Source organism: Aneurinibacillus sp. Ricciae_BoGa-3, assembly GCF_028421645.1.
Taxonomy (GTDB): Bacteria; Bacillota; Bacilli; order Aneurinibacillales; family Aneurinibacillaceae; genus Aneurinibacillus_B.
Genome location: NZ_CP116887.1, coordinates 3,233,383 through 3,247,626, shown reverse-complemented (window position 1 = coordinate 3,247,626; position 14,244 = coordinate 3,233,383). Strand labels below are relative to the sequence as shown.

Annotated in this window: 14 protein-coding genes and 1 pseudogene; 11 read left to right on the top strand and 4 right to left on the bottom strand. The window is 39.2% G+C overall.

The window, feature by feature from the left end; genetic code table 11:
• The first annotated feature begins 172 nt into the window (after positions 1-172).
• The 3 genes from PP175_RS16435 (at position 173) to PP175_RS16430 (ending at position 2,421) form a co-directional block, all read left to right on the top strand.
• Entirely contained in the window at positions 173-1,018 is an 846-nt protein-coding gene (locus PP175_RS16435; protein WP_272439402.1) for an IS110 family transposase, read from the top strand.
• 593 nt (positions 1,019-1,611) lie between these two features.
• Positions 1,612-1,695: an SHOCT domain-containing protein gene (locus tag PP175_RS30050; RefSeq protein ID WP_442870475.1), complete on the top strand. Its 84-nt coding sequence runs from the start codon at positions 1,612-1,614 to the stop codon at positions 1,693-1,695.
• A gap of 54 nt (positions 1,696-1,749) precedes the next feature.
• A complete protein-coding gene (locus tag PP175_RS16430; protein WP_272439401.1) occupies positions 1,750-2,421 on the top strand; it encodes a TVP38/TMEM64 family protein in 672 nt (223 codons plus the stop codon).
• A 340-nt stretch (positions 2,422-2,761) separates the two neighbouring features.
• Here PP175_RS16430 and PP175_RS30045 read toward each other — a convergent pair whose 3' ends face one another.
• A complete protein-coding gene (locus tag PP175_RS30045; RefSeq protein ID WP_442870385.1) occupies positions 2,762-2,920 on the bottom strand; it encodes a winged helix-turn-helix transcriptional regulator in 159 nt (52 codons plus the stop codon).
• Positions 2,921-3,071: 151 nt separating this feature from the next.
• On the opposite strand from PP175_RS30045, the gene PP175_RS16425 reads away from it, so the two are divergent.
• The gene (locus PP175_RS16425) at positions 3,072-4,160 is read left to right on the top strand and encodes an NADH:flavin oxidoreductase (RefSeq protein ID WP_272439400.1); all 1,089 of its coding nucleotides are present in this window, start codon (positions 3,072-3,074) and stop codon (positions 4,158-4,160) included.
• A gap of 317 nt (positions 4,161-4,477) precedes the next feature.
• On the top strand, positions 4,478-4,822 hold the full coding sequence (locus tag PP175_RS16420; RefSeq protein WP_272439399.1) for an aldehyde dehydrogenase family protein: 345 nt from the start codon (positions 4,478-4,480) through the stop codon (positions 4,820-4,822).
• Positions 4,823-4,883: 61 nt separating this feature from the next.
• On the opposite strand, the pseudogene PP175_RS16415 reads toward PP175_RS16420, so the two are convergent.
• From PP175_RS16415 to PP175_RS16405, 3 genes and pseudogenes are all read right to left on the bottom strand, one after another.
• Positions 4,884-5,705, bottom strand: a pseudogene (locus tag PP175_RS16415) (ISL3 family transposase).
• Positions 5,706-5,779: 74 nt separating this feature from the next.
• Positions 5,780-6,124: a transposase family protein gene (locus tag PP175_RS16410; protein WP_272439398.1), complete on the bottom strand. Its 345-nt coding sequence runs from the start codon at positions 6,122-6,124 to the stop codon at positions 5,780-5,782.
• Positions 6,125-6,364: 240 nt separating this feature from the next.
• Positions 6,365-6,655, bottom strand: a complete 291-nt coding sequence (locus tag PP175_RS16405) for a YmaF family protein (protein ID WP_272439397.1) — start codon at positions 6,653-6,655, stop codon at positions 6,365-6,367.
• A 1,246-nt stretch (positions 6,656-7,901) separates the two neighbouring features.
• On the opposite strand from PP175_RS16405, the gene PP175_RS16400 reads away from it, so the two are divergent.
• The 6 genes from PP175_RS16400 (at position 7,902) to merB (ending at position 14,234) form a co-directional block, all read left to right on the top strand.
• A complete protein-coding gene (locus PP175_RS16400; RefSeq protein WP_272439396.1) occupies positions 7,902-8,474 on the top strand; it encodes a TetR/AcrR family transcriptional regulator in 573 nt (190 codons plus the stop codon).
• Positions 8,475-9,051: 577 nt separating this feature from the next.
• A complete protein-coding gene (locus PP175_RS16395; protein ID WP_272439395.1) occupies positions 9,052-9,345 on the top strand; it encodes a Dabb family protein in 294 nt (97 codons plus the stop codon).
• A 41-nt stretch (positions 9,346-9,386) separates the two neighbouring features.
• Entirely contained in the window at positions 9,387-10,055 is a 669-nt protein-coding gene (locus PP175_RS16390) for a DsbA family oxidoreductase (protein WP_272439394.1), read from the top strand.
• A gap of 146 nt (positions 10,056-10,201) precedes the next feature.
• Positions 10,202-11,134 (top strand): beta-ketoacyl-ACP synthase III, encoded by a 933-nt coding sequence (locus tag PP175_RS16385; RefSeq protein WP_272443292.1) that lies wholly within the window; start codon positions 10,202-10,204, stop codon positions 11,132-11,134.
• 3 nt (positions 11,135-11,137) lie between these two features.
• Positions 11,138-12,379, top strand: coding sequence for a beta-ketoacyl-ACP synthase II (fabF, locus tag PP175_RS16380; RefSeq protein ID WP_272439393.1), 1,242 nt, complete (start codon positions 11,138-11,140; stop codon positions 12,377-12,379).
• 868 nt (positions 12,380-13,247) lie between these two features.
• Complete coding sequence (merB, locus tag PP175_RS16375) at positions 13,248-14,234, top strand: organomercurial lyase (RefSeq protein ID WP_272439392.1); 987 nt, start codon at positions 13,248-13,250, stop codon at positions 14,232-14,234.
• The last annotated feature ends 10 nt before the right edge of the window (positions 14,235-14,244 follow it).

The following is a 14,244-nucleotide window of genomic DNA, read 5'->3' as shown; positions in this document are numbered from 1 at the left end:
GTCAAAATGATTTAGCGAAGAAATTAAAATCCTTGAAAAACCGAAATGATCAATTACTTAAGGAGCATTCCTGTTAAGGGAAAATTTGAGGTTCGATAAAAAAAGTACCTCCTGTTAACATACGAGGTGTCAGCCTGCAGGCGACCCTTAAATAACAGAGGAGGTACACACCGTGAATTATAAGCAAAATCAGCCTATCGAGCAAATGAATGAGTTTACATTAGTGGTAGGGGTTGACATCGCCAAGCACAAACATGTTGCGAGGGCGCAGGGTTATCGAGGCATCGAAATTGGGAAACCTTGTACGTTTGACAACTCACGGTCTGGATTTACTCATTTGTGGAAATGGACACGTTCGCTTATGGAAGCCCATTGTAAAACTCACGTTGTATTTGGAATGGAACCGACGGGGCACTACTGGATGCCTCTAGCTCAGTTTTTACGTCACGAAGGCGTTCCCGTTGTTCTGGTTAATCCGCTGCACGTTAAGCGTAGTAAAGAACTTGATGATAACTCACCAACCAAAAATGATGTGAAAGATGCCCGTGTCATTGCACAACTTATGAAAGATGGTCGTTACTCTGAACCCCAGATTCCGCAAGGAATCTATGCCGAACTTCGTGTCGGAATGAACATACGAGAACAGCTATCTAAAGACTTATTGCAAGTTAAAGGGCGAATTCACAACTGGCTAGATCGCTATTTCCGCAAGCATAAAGGCAGAACCCGTATTACGAAAAGAGGTCGTCCGAAACTGCGTGCCCTCCTGTTTAAATGTGTGATGCCACTTGTCGCTAAAAACCAGCAGTTTAAAGCCCTACACCATGAGTTTACTACCCGAGCTGTGAACCCGCTTCGTAAGAAGCAGTCGCTTATTGCTTTATGTTGTAAATTGATTCGTATTTTCTTTGCATTAGGGCGCAAACAACAGCCATATGACGCTACGCTTGTGAGTAATCCATCTCAACATGCACTTAAAATAAACGTTGCGTATCTACTTTTTCTTGAACATACTTAGTTTTTCTCATTCATCATTGTAAAAAAGTAAGCACGGAGAAGCTGAGCGTTATTTTTTACCATTCGGGCATTTGACCCTGCAAAGGAGCTTTTTCAGCCTCCACCCCACGGATAGGTAGAACGAAGGAATGTAAGGGCCGTAAGGACCCCGTGAGACATGGGAGGGTACACCACCTGGGCTATTGTGGAGATCCATTGTGCTACCATAATTTTCATTTTATATAAGAAAATTCGGTCACCCCGTTTTTGCCCTTTTCTTCTATCCATATAAAACCACTTCTTATTATTTTTGGTTTTATAACGTTTGCTTACTTGCAAGAAATACTGAGAAAACAAGCGTATTCAAGAGAAAAACTTATTTTATAGAGGGAGGTGAATGAATTGAGAAATCAGGAGTATCAAACGTAAAGGGAGCGAGTTAAGATGAGCAATGGTATGATGAATGGTTCATCAATGATGGGTGGTTCAATGATGATAGGAATGGGCTTGATGATGTTGCTGGGTATATTTCTCTTGAACATTATGGTGGGACTTACCCTTTAATTTGTGGTTCGTTTCCTCATCAGAAAGAATAAGGTGGAAGATCATCATTTAATGATACTAAACGAGCGTTTTGCAAAAGGTGAAATTAGCGAGGAAGAATACAAAGAAAAACGAAAGTTATTAAAAGAAGTTTAGATGCTGTGGGGTGATTTTTACTTTCGCCCTGTTCCTTATTTATAAGTGAATGAGGTGAAAAAACTGAAATCGAATCGATTTCGATTGATTATGGCAGGTATTGTTGTAGTGCTGATTTCAATCAGTTTATTGATACCTTCTCTTCGTCATTTCATTGTACAGCTATTTACCAATCATGGATCAGAAGAGATTAAAGAATACATTCGTTCCTTTGGTTTTTGGGGTCCAGTAATATCAATCTTTTTTATGGTCCTGCATAGTATTGTTTTTATTCCTTCTGAAATCATTTTTATTGCCAATATGTATCTTTATGGTCTCGTTTTTGGGTTTATCTATACATGGATTGGTTCGTTGTTGGGAGCTTATTTATCGTTTTACTTGGCAAAATTTTACGGACGTCCTTTTATCAAACGGTTTGTTTCTATTGAGAAGATAAAGCGTTTCGATCAATGGTTTGAAAAAAACGGGGTTTTGGGAATGTTTATCTTGAGATTTATTCCGTTATTTTCTTTTAACTTACTTAATTATGGAGCGGGATTAACACAAATGACGCTTTGGCAGTTTACATGGACAACGGGAATTGGCATTGTACCACCCATGATCGTAATGGCTTGGTTATATCAAAATACAATGAAAGAAAATTGGTACTTAGTGGGATTAGCTATCATTGTCATCCTTTTCGTCTTCATGATAAAAATCATAAAATTAAAAATGAAGAACAAATAATATAAATTTCCCTCAAATACCACTACTTTTTAGACTAACATCACTTTATGGTTAGGCAACTTTGCAATACACACTTTCATCCCTGGCTGCAGGTTGCTTAGATTGAGGGAGGGATTGCCACTAATCAGAACATTTAGGGAGACATAAACTATCTTTGAAATAGTATAAAGACTATCCCCGGGTTGAACCGTAAACCAGGTTGATTAAACTCGCAAACGTGGAGGCAGATTATAAAAACGTTTAGATCCGGAAGATGTAATTATAGCGTTGAAAAATATGTAGATTAAACATAAATTTGATGGCGACCGATGAGACCGTCACACTCTAATTTTCTCAATTGTTACGTCAACATTTTTGGTGGGATCAACGATATTAATTTTTTTAAATCACTGTAGCGTCTTGTACGTCTCATTAAATGCCATAAGATAAGAACCTTCCATTTGTCATCAATAATGTTTAATATAACTTTCACAGGACACAGATGCTCTTCGTTAGCCATTGTGTCAACTTTCGTAACCCACTTTTTAGTGCTAAGTTATTTTTAAGCATGTACTTACTATAAATAATTATATTGTTTATAGTAATATAAAGTTACAACTAACAAAATAAGTATAAATTAAAGTGAAATATTTATAAAGGAGCTACTCGCTATGTCAACATTTAAAACCATTATGTCAGAGTATCAACTAGGAAACCTGCAATTAAAAAACCGTATAGCTCTTGCTCCTATGACGCGTGTTTCTGCTGAAAAGGATGGATGCGCAACGGAAAGGATGGCTCGTTATTATTCAAGTTTTGCAGAAGGTGGATTCAAACTTCTTATAACTGAAGGCGCGTATCCGGACGAGGCTTACAGCCAAGGGTATTTCAATCAGCCAGGCATAGCGAACGAAGCACATGTGAAGGCATGGAAAACTGTAACGGATGCAGTACATGCCAAGGGAAGCAAAATCATCTGCCAATTAATGCATGCAGGGGCACTTTCACAAGGAAATATCAACAAGGATGAGACTGTGGCCCCTTCCGCTGTTAAACCTAAGGGTGAAAAACTGAAAATGTATGCAGGTGAAGGTGAATTTTCAATTCCACGAGAGATTACTAAAGAGGAAATTCGTTCAGTGATTGAGGGTTTCGTTAACGCTGCATCAAACGCAAAGAAGGCAGGCTTCGATGGTGTAGAGATTCATGGAGCGAATGGATATCTTTTGGATCAATTTCTAACCGAATACACCAATCAACGCAATGATGAATACGGAGGCACAACAGAAAACCGTGTCCGCATAATATGCGAGATTATAAAGGCTGTTAAAGAAAAAGTCGGGGACAATTTTGTTGTCGGCATTCGGATTTCTCTTGCAAAAATCAACGACTATACACATAAGTGGTCATTAGGCGAAGATGATGCAAGAATCATTTTTGAGAAAATAGGAGCAGAAAAACCTCATTATATTCACACCACTGATTATCGAGCACTCCATCCTGCTTTTGGTGAGAGTGGACCAACTCTAGCGGAACTTGCGAAAAAATACGGAAATACGACAGTAATTGTAAACGGGAACCTCGATCAACCTTCCGATGCGGAAGAGGCTCTTACAAAAGGTTCCGATATTATAGCACTTGGGAAAGCGGCACTGGCGAACCACGATTGGGTCAAAAAAGCAAAATCAGGTCAGTCGATTGAAGAGTTTACCGGTGACGTATTAAGCCCAGATGCGATACTGAAAGATAAGGAACTATAAAGTAATTCACTGTAATTTACGTAAAGGAGCATATAATCAGTTACTACTACGTATAGTTCAAACGCTAGCACCAGAAGGATGGAGATTCAGTATTCTATCTTATAATCCGAACATTGAGGTTGAAGGCGATCGGGGCGCTATAGTTTCTTTATAAAGACGCCATCCGAGAAGTAGATACACTTCTTATCGCCTACTCTGAATACAATTTTGGCATCCCTAAAATATTAAAAATGTAATTGATTGGGCATCGAAAACATAAGGAAATTGATAGTAATCTCAGATATTGAATATAAACTGTAAGAAAGAGGTTTTTTAATATGGAAAATAATCTACAATGGAGCCAACAATTTATCAATGGTCAATGGAGAGAAGGATCCGGTAAAAACGTTTATGTAGATAAAAATCCTTATAATGATGAATCTGTTGCAGAAATTAAATTAGCAAATATAGATGACATCAATGAGGCGTATGAGTCGGCAAGAGCTGCTCAAGCAGAATGGGAAAAAATCAATCCTTATAAAAGATCAGCCATAGTGGAAAAAGCAGCCGAATTATTGGAGGAAAGAAGAGAAGAACTGGTAGAACTTTTGGTTGCGGAATCCGGCAGTACTCGTATTAAGGCAAATGTAGAAATAAGTAAGACCGATCCTCAACAACACTAGAATCGGTCTTTTTACTTTCTTGTTCATTACAGGGTCTACACCAACATGTTCTTGACAAAACCTAACCTGTAATTTGTTCCTCATTGCACTCCAACAAAATCCTTTGTTTGTAACCCTTCAGATTTCGCGTGAAGTAATGACGGCGTTGCAAAGCTTTGATTTTATTATTTTTACCTTCAACAGATGCATTCGTAAAACGAAGAAGATGATAATTACAGATTTCTTCTTGCTAGTTTTCCATTGTTTTCAGACAAGATTGGACTGCTGCATGATTGATTTTTTCTCCTTGTCTACACCAACGTATAAACCCTTGTTTGGCATAGGCAAAGGAGGAGCTACAATCGTACCATTGGATAAAGGCTTCCTTCCACTCATACACATCTCGCAAGAGATGTGAGTAATGAAGGAGGTCTTTCAAGAGCTCACGCTCTTGATCCGCTAAATCTTCGTTACGTTTGCCAAGAACACGAAAATGCTGCTTTAGTTGTTTACGCGCACGAGAAGAAAGCGTACTTTGTACACTTTTACGTACATTCTGTAGAGTTTTCGTGACATAGCGATTGACATGAAAACGATCGGCAATTCGTATGGCACGGGGATAGACTTCCGTTATAAAAGTGTGATAACAACGAGCTAAATCCATAACTACAGCGACAGGTTCAAGCGTAAATAATTCGGGGTGTTCTTGGTAATAAGCACGCAGCTCGCTTACCGTCCTACCCGGGATGACATCGAGAAGTGTATTTCCTCGTAAATCATACAAGCCTGTATTATAGGTATGTCCTTTACGAATCGCAAAATCATCAATGCCAATGACAAGTCCTTCGCGCTGAGAAGCCGCTTGGATACATTCTGTTTGCAGACGCGGACTTTCTTTTTCCATCCACTTTTTGAAAACCCGTTCAATGGTAGTCGCCGGTGTCTTTGTCTGTTTGGCTGCATGGACAACCGTTGCACCTAGAACGTGAGAAGCCAAAGTATCTTCAAAAGCTTGGGTGTATCGTTTTCAGGCGCAACGCATGAGTAACGACAGACAAATGAGAGATCACAGTTCGTGCATGTCATACGAATAGCCGGAAGCATAAGAAAAACAATACGGCCAAATGCGGGAAGATGACGTACTTTTCGTGTATAAGCAATCCCACGGCGAATCACATGTCCGGCAGAATGGCAACAAGGGCAAGGTTGAATAGGAGCCGTCGGCTCCACATCCAGTAAAAGTACAACAGGATTTTCTTCACGTACATGGGAAACAATTAATTCTGGTATGTTTAATAAAAAATTGATAAACTGAGAGTGCATCTGTATACCTCGTTACGTTGATGGGTGGTACTTTCAGCATAATAGAGATACAGATGTTTTTTTATTTTTCTATGTCAAGAACAGATTTTGGTGTAGACCCTCATTACAAATTATATTTTTTTTGCATAAAAAATAATTATTTGAAACTATAACAACAATAGTAGTTGCATAACTGGTAGAGAAAGGGATGGAAGACAACAAATTAACTACCCGAAATAACCATGTTAATAAAGGGAGTGATCAATAGTCTTTACCTGTTCTTTCATAATAGGAATGGGTATGCCTATTAGTAATTGAAGTTTTACCTGCAAATTCATGTATATGTCCACCGTCTGGTAAAGGGATGGCACGTCCGATTGCTCCCCTATAATAATGAACATGACCGTCATCAAATGAGGTTACCCCACTCATTAAGTGAGTATGACGATCATTAAATGACGTCCTCGTAGAGTACATATGTCTATGTGGAGGGCCTTGGACATGCCAATAAACAAACTTAACATCATGTGTATGGAGAACTTTTTCTTCCATGCCAATTCTCCTTTAATAGGTGATCAAATCTATACTTATTGAACCTCTCGTCACTGAAGTAACGAGATTCCTGCGCTGAACGCCCTACCAGGCGAAGATGATAAGCAGGCCAGCCCCGTGGTACCCACGGTTGGCGTGTCTACACAAGCTGTGCAGTACGCAGTCTCTGTCCTTCGCGGTCGCTCGAGAATTGATTGGGTTTATTTGGGCCATTGGATGTGCCATTGAGAAAAAGAAACTCGAAGAGTTTAACGCTGCATAATCGTCTGCGTAATCAGCAACCCCTTGTCTTTTAAACTAAAAAAGAGATTTTGAAGGTTTGGCTCGAAGGCGAAGCCCCGGTAAGGAAAACCCTCACTCTTAACTATGCACTAGGCGTTACATTACCGAGCGTGCGCCGTTAGTCCGAGGCAGCTCTGTGACGGATCGGATTGAAATGCGGTAGCCAACCCGCGCATATCAGACTGTTAACCGCCGTCAGTGTCCTTTGTCTTCGTGCCAAGGTTTTAAGATTTTCTTTCTTCTACTTTTAAAAAGATATCCTTTCCCGACTGTTCGTTTATCAAGGGCAAAAGACGCCCTTGACAAACACAGCGAGAAAGGATGATGGGTCTGTAAGTTAAAGAAAGGATAACCATGTCCATCAGTGGAATGAAAACTGATTTTAAAACCCTTTAGTTATGGGGCCTTGACAGTTTCGTTCATATCAGTTAAGGAACAGATTAAAAATGAGGTCATCAAACCAATGGATTGGAAATCACGTATAGATCTATATTCTCAGGTACAGTTGATTATGAAGCGAATCGATCAACTCCAAAAATGAGATAAATGGGGAAATACATACAGAGAGATGCATGGATAAATGTATGAAAATCCGGTAAGACCTTCTATGGAAACAAGAAGCTGTGACAAAGCATAAAGTGATCTAAAAGGTGTCTTCTTCTTGGAGGCATGTCCCGTAACAAAAATTACATGCTTCCATACAGACGGGCATTCGGAGATACAATGCTGTATTTCTGCTACTGTCATATCGAATCCAGCCTTTCGTTCTTAAATAATAACCTGTTTTCTTATCAACCATGAGTGAATGAAAAGAAGGGTATGGGAGAGATTTATGAACAAAGGAAAATTAAAATTCACCTAGCATTATTTTGGGTTGGCGATTTAAAACTTCAGTTTGACGACACTATGGATATCTGTTATATTAACTGTACCAACTGGTAGGTTAAGAAAAGAGGAGTTTTTGATGTCGAAAAAAAACAAGATTATTGAAACCACTAAAGAACTAATCCATTCGAAAGGCTATCAAGCCACAACAATTAATGATGTTCTTGAAGCAGCTGAAATAGGTAAGGGGCAGTTTTATCATTATTTTTCTTCAAAGCACGATCTTGGTTTAGCTGTGGTACATGATTTAGTTGATGAATGGAATCATCAATTGGTAATAAATATACTGCAATCATCCAAAAAACCGAAAGAAAAGCTATGTAAGATGCTGGATTGGGCTTTATGTTTTCACAATCAAACAAATAGTGGTTGTCCAATCGGAAACCTTGCTCTTGAAATGAGTGAGCATGATGAGGAATTTCGAATTAAAATTGATGAAGTTTTTCACCATTGGATTTACGCATTAAAAAACGTCTTGGATGAAATGATTGAACGCGGAGAGCTAAAACAAGATATAGACACCGAAAAATATGCACAAGCCATTGTGGCTATGATTGAAGGAGCTATTTTATTGAAAAAAAACAAACAAGACATGCAAATTCTAATAAATATTATAGAAGTTATAAGAGCAAAATTTCAACTATCTCATTAGGAGACCAGTCGGTCTCCAGTCAAATTATTATTGAGTGGAGAAACGAAAAGGCCAAAAATAGTAGCTTCCGTATGAATACAGATGAAAGAATATATAATCAATGATGAATTTATTATCGATGAACCGACTTATGGTAGGATAATCATTGATGCAAATCTTCATTCAGACATTAAAAAATATGAGGAGCTTTTTTTGGACCTCGGTCAGCACATTTAAAAGCGATTATTAAAGGAGTAACTAGTTAATTTTAAGAAAAACTGTTTGTAATTTATTTAACAGAAAAGGGATAAATGGGTATATCATAACCAAGAGGAAATGGAACCGCTATCCCCTGGGATATTTGATCTGGGGATTTAACACAGAAAGCTTCGTCAGATTATAACCCATCCCTTTGATGGAGCAATTGCAACGATAATTGCATGTGACTTTATCGAGAGCAGGGACAACTACAATAGTTAAAAATAAAGTTTGACAAAATGGATTCAATTTCGGTATATTTGTACCAACCGGTTGGTACAAATATAGTTAATTGTTAGTTTGAAAAATAAAATCTAAAAAATTAAGGAGAAAAGAAGATATGGTTGAACATATAGTTTTATTCAAGTTTAGTGAGGGAACCCAAAAAGATCAAAAAGATGAAGCCATTCATAAAATAAAGAACCTAAAACACGAAATACCTGGAATTTTAGATTTGCAAAGCAACTACAATTTTTCAACAAGTAATCAAGGTTTTGAGATTGGCCTTACTGTCCGTCTTGAAACGAAAGAAGCTTTGGAAGCATATGGTCCACATCCGAAACATCAAGCACTTGTCGCTTATTTAAAGGAAATTGGATTGACCGATCTTATAATTGTCGATTTTGAAATCTAAACTTTAGAAAAAAAATAATGTGAAAAGGAGAAAGATGAAGTATGTCAAACCGAAAACTCATCGTCTATTCTGATTTTATCTGTCCGTTTTGTTACATTGGTAAAGTAAATGCTGAGCGTTTATCAAACAAATATCCCGATTTAGAAATTGAATGGCGAGAATTTGAACTTCATCCAGAAGGGCAACCCGATCCAAACAGTTCCTATATGCAGCAAGCTCAAGAAAGCTTAAACCGATTGGCCCAAAAATATGATATTCAAATGAAAACGGATGTTCTTACCACCGTAACGAGTGAATCACGAAAAGCATTGATGGGGTTGGAATTTGCAAAAGAATACGGCAAAACGAACGAATATCATGAGGCAGTCTTTAAGGCATATTGGGTTGATGGTCAAGACATTGGTGACCTGGACGTACTTGTGAATATCGCATCTACAATAGGCCTTGATGGAGAAAAGTTCCGTACGGCGATTAAACAGGAAGTATATTTGCCACAAGTGCTTCGTTCTATTGAAGATGCAAGACAACTCGGTGTTACTGGGGTCCCAACTTTTATATACGGTGAGTATATGTCAGTAGGCGCACAACCGGTGTCGATGTTGGAACGTTTGATTGATACGGTTGATAACGAAAAAAATCAACGGAACGAGAAGGATAAGGTATCAGAAGTGAATGCTTGTGGGCCTGAAGGTTGCAATTTTCCATCATAAGCCTATACTTTACTAAAATTGTACCGGATAGTTGGTACATGGTTGAGATTAAAATACAGCTAATACAGGCTGTATTTTAATCTTTTTGAATCGTAAATTGGAATGAGGCCATAAAATTAGAGCTTATATAAAAGGAGAATGAAATGATTCATGCCGGTATACTGGGGTTAGGTGTTTATGTCCCTGAAAAGACGCTTACCAATTTTGATTTAGAAAAAATGATGGATACCTCTGATGAATGGATTCGAACGAGGACGGGAATCGAGACAAGGCATCTTGCATCGGAGAATGAAAATACATCTGATATGGCTACTATTGCAGCCAAAAAGGCAATCAAGGATGCTGGGGTATTAGCAAAAAATATTGATTTGATTTTAGTGGCAACGGCAACTCCGGATTTTTCGTTTCCTTCCACGGCCTGTTTAGTTCAGGAGAAGTTAGGAGCAAAAAAAATAGGGGCTATGGATCTTAGTGCTGCCTGTTCTGGTTTTATCTATGGGATGGTCACAGCGAAACAATTTATCGAAACAGGCGCTTACCGATACATTTTAGTTATTGGTGCAGAAAAACTTTCTCGCATTGTCGATTGGAGTGATCGTAACACCGCCGTTCTGTTCGGTGATGGTGCGGGAGCAGTTGTTATGGGGCCTGTTAGTGATGACAAAGGAATATTATCTTTTGAACTTGGCGCTGATGGAAGTGGTGAAAAGCACCTTTTCAAGGATGAAAATATTGAAATGAACGGACGAGAAGTGTTTAAGTTTGCTGTTCGTAAAATGCCTGATGCTGTCCTGCATGTGATGGAACAAGCCGATCTTTCCACAGAAGATATTGATATGATTATCCCTCATCAAGCCAACATCCGTATTATTGAAGCAGCTCAAGAAAAATTGGGAATGAGAAAGGATAAGTTTTCTGTTACTGTCAATCAATATGGAAATACGTCATCCGCTTCCATTCCATTAAGTCTTGCTCATGAATTGAACAAAGGAACGATTAAAGATGGGGATACATTGGTTTTCGTCGGATTTGGCGGAGGCTTAACATGGGCTAGTCTAGCGATGAAATGGGGGAAATAATAGATGAAAAAACAGCGTGTTGTTATTACTGGCATGGGAATGATTACCCCTTTAGGTAATAACGTTAGAAGTTCTTGGAAAGGGGTGGTAGAAGGCTGTTCAGGTATTGGGCCGCTGACACGACGGGATGCCACCAATTTTCCTACGAAAGTAGCAGGGGAAGTAAAAAATTTTAATTCTGTCGACTATTTAAAAGCAAAAGAAGCAAGAAAAATGGACCGTTTCACACAATTTGCGGTTGTGGCCACATTAGAGGCTCTGAAAGACGCCGATATCATAATCGGCGAAAATATCAATCCGGAACGTGTCGGCGTTTGGATTGGGACAGGTATCGGCGGAATGGAAACCTACGAGGAGCAATTTAGGAAGTTTTATGAAAAAGGGTATAAACGAGTAAGTCCGTTTTTTGTTCCGATGATGATTCCAGACATGGCTTCCGGACAAGTATCGATTATGGTTGGGGCAAAAGGGATCACCACATGCACAGTAACCGCTTGTGCATCCGGAGCAAACTCGATCGGCGACGCCTATAAAGTAATTGAACGAGGGGACGCCGATGTGATGATTGCAGGAGGCGCGGAAGCACCAATTACAGATATGGCTTTGGCAGGTTTTTCGAGCATGACGGCACTTAGCACCAATCCTGACCCACGAACGGCGAGTCGACCATTTGATAAAAATCGCGATGGGTTTGTTATGGGAGAAGGTGCAGGCATCTTGATTTTAGAAAGCCGGGAATCGGCCGTATCCCGCAATGCAAACATTTACGGCGAAATCGTAGGGTACGGAGCTACGGGTGATGCTCATCATATCACCACACCGGCACCTGGTGGAGAGGGGGGAGCGAGAGCGATGACAATCGCTCTTCAAGACGCCGGGTTGCATCCAGAAGATGTAGATTATATTAACGCTCACGGAACAAGCACGTATTACAATGATTTATATGAAACACAGGCCATTAAGTCTGTCTTTGGAGAACACGCTTATCAATTGGCGGTCAGCTCTACAAAGTCCATGACAGGACATGTACTTGGAGCTGCCGGTGCAATTGAAGCGATTTTTTCAATTCTCGCTATAAAAAAAGGTGTTTTACCTCCTACCATCAATTACGAAACACCTGACAAAGAATTGGACTTAGATTATGTCCCAAATCAGGCGAGACAAGCAAATGTTCAGGTTGTTTTGAGTAACTCATTAGGGTTTGGCGGTCACAATGTTTCGTTAGTCTTTAAAAATTATGCATAGAGCTTTGTAAGACACATTACAGAGGAACAAAACTAAATATTTTATATTGTTTATGTGAAACAGATAATTATAAAAAGGAGCATTCCTGTTAAGGGAAAATTTGAGGTTCGATAAAAAAAGTACCTCCTGTTAACATACGAGGTGTCAGCCTGCAGGCGACCCTTAAAGCCTATAAATTAAGCTGTATATTTACAACAATTGGCTCACTTCAGTTGGAATTAAAAGTCAACTTTAAAAACTTGGACAGAAAAATCTTTGTAATGTCCATCAATTGCCATCAGACTATGGCAAATTATATCCCAAAACGATCAACACCATCCTTTACAAGCTTTATGCAAAGGATGGTGTTTTTTATGAATCAGTAAGCTGGCTACGGGTTGCACCAGGGTGTTATGTGGTACCGGCCTTTGATTTACTTCACCGCAGCAAAACAGTGATAAAGCTATTTCTTGAAATTTAAGGAACCGTTATTTTCCCGAAAGCTGGCTCAATGGCGTATGCCTCGGCGCCCATGAGGGAGACACTTGCTGCCTTGTTGGTTCCGTAATTAGCCAACCCTAAAAGTAGGACTTCTTCAACGGACTACTAAAGCTGTATACGGATTTTAAATTCATTAGAACCAAAGTACGTATACTTTGCAACCAACAATAAAATGAACTCAATGAATGGGCAGGGAACAAACTTGGGAAAGAGCAATCTTCTTATTTACTCAAAAAGAAATTCATGAATCTAAACAACAATGTATTGACCCTGCACTTATGTACATGGTTTATACTGCATACGAGGTAAGCAAGTCACTATTATAGGAGAACTAGCACTCTAAGTCATTCGCTAAAACAAAATTAAAAAGGAGTGAGGAGGTAACAGGATGAATCATGATCAAACAAATGCATCGTTACAGGGCTTGACAGAGAAGGTATTACAGACCATTGGTCTACCAAAAGGAGGCTTTAAAGAAAAAATAAGTTCCCTAACGCCAACAGAAAACATGATTCGTACGGGGATCATCCTTACAATGGTTGAAGGAAAAAGCGTCAATATAAAAGATTTAACCTCTATCTGGGAAGGTAAAGGAATTGATATTAAATCGACTCTTCCATATTTATCGCAACTGGACTTGATTCATTGGGATCAAAGCTCTGGAAGGGTAACTGTTGCGTACCCTTTTTCTGGGACTGCTACCTCGCATCGGGTAACGTTGGCTGGAAAATCACCGACTTATGCTATGTGTGCGATTGATGCTCTTGGTATTCCATCCATGTTTGAAGCAGATACCGAAATCGATTCGAAATGTGCTTATTGTGGAGAAAAAATAATCATCAATGTAATGAATAATGTCCCTGTGTCAAAACCGGATGCTGTTGTGGTGGGTGTTGGAACAATCAGCGATAATATCACTTGTTGCGATACCTGTGAGACTCAACCAAGTGCCTCACTTTCAACCAGCTGTTGTCCAGCGATTCAATTTTTTTGTTCAGAGGATCATTGGATACAATTTAAAAACAGCAATTCTACAAGTGCACGCGACCGTCTTACCCTTCCTGAATCGTTCATTGTAGCTTCACATGTATTTGGCGAATCAATTCAGGGCTTTAAGAACGAGTTGAATGTACAAATGGAAGCTGACAAAATTATTTTGATATCGGAGCGATTCACATGTAAAGGTTGTATGGTTCGAGTGAATGACGCCATTATTGATGTGCCCGGGCTTATAGGGAAACCTGAAAAAAAGGGAAATCTCTTGATCTCTCATTTAATTCCCGAAGCTGACCGGACGGAACTGGTTAAAGCCGCTCAAAATGCATTGGAATCGGATCCCTATTATCCGTTCCCTGTTACTGTTAAATATCACTAGTGTTGCATTA

What these genes read in the sequence shown, in the direction of transcription:
- PP175_RS30050 (WP_442870475.1), top strand. Translation starts at nt 1,612, where the DNA reads ATGATACTAAACGAGCGTTTTGCAAAAGGTGAAATTAGCGAGGAAGAA.
- PP175_RS30045 (WP_442870385.1), bottom strand. Translation starts at nt 2,920, where the DNA reads ATGGCTAACGAAGAGCATCTGTGTCCTGTGAAAGTTATATTAAACATT.
- PP175_RS16425 (WP_272439400.1), top strand. Translation starts at nt 3,072, where the DNA reads ATGTCAACATTTAAAACCATTATGTCAGAGTATCAACTAGGAAACCTG.
- PP175_RS16420 (WP_272439399.1), top strand. Translation starts at nt 4,478, where the DNA reads ATGGAAAATAATCTACAATGGAGCCAACAATTTATCAATGGTCAATGG.
- PP175_RS16410 (WP_272439398.1), bottom strand. Translation starts at nt 6,124, where the DNA reads ATGCACTCTCAGTTTATCAATTTTTTATTAAACATACCAGAATTAATT.
- PP175_RS16405 (WP_272439397.1), bottom strand. Translation starts at nt 6,655, where the DNA reads ATGGAAGAAAAAGTTCTCCATACACATGATGTTAAGTTTGTTTATTGG.
- PP175_RS16400 (WP_272439396.1), top strand. Translation starts at nt 7,902, where the DNA reads ATGTCGAAAAAAAACAAGATTATTGAAACCACTAAAGAACTAATCCAT.
- PP175_RS16395 (WP_272439395.1), top strand. Translation starts at nt 9,052, where the DNA reads ATGGTTGAACATATAGTTTTATTCAAGTTTAGTGAGGGAACCCAAAAA.
- PP175_RS16390 (WP_272439394.1), top strand. Translation starts at nt 9,387, where the DNA reads ATGTCAAACCGAAAACTCATCGTCTATTCTGATTTTATCTGTCCGTTT.
- fabF (WP_272439393.1), top strand. Translation starts at nt 11,138, where the DNA reads ATGAAAAAACAGCGTGTTGTTATTACTGGCATGGGAATGATTACCCCT.
- merB (WP_272439392.1), top strand. Translation starts at nt 13,248, where the DNA reads ATGAATCATGATCAAACAAATGCATCGTTACAGGGCTTGACAGAGAAG.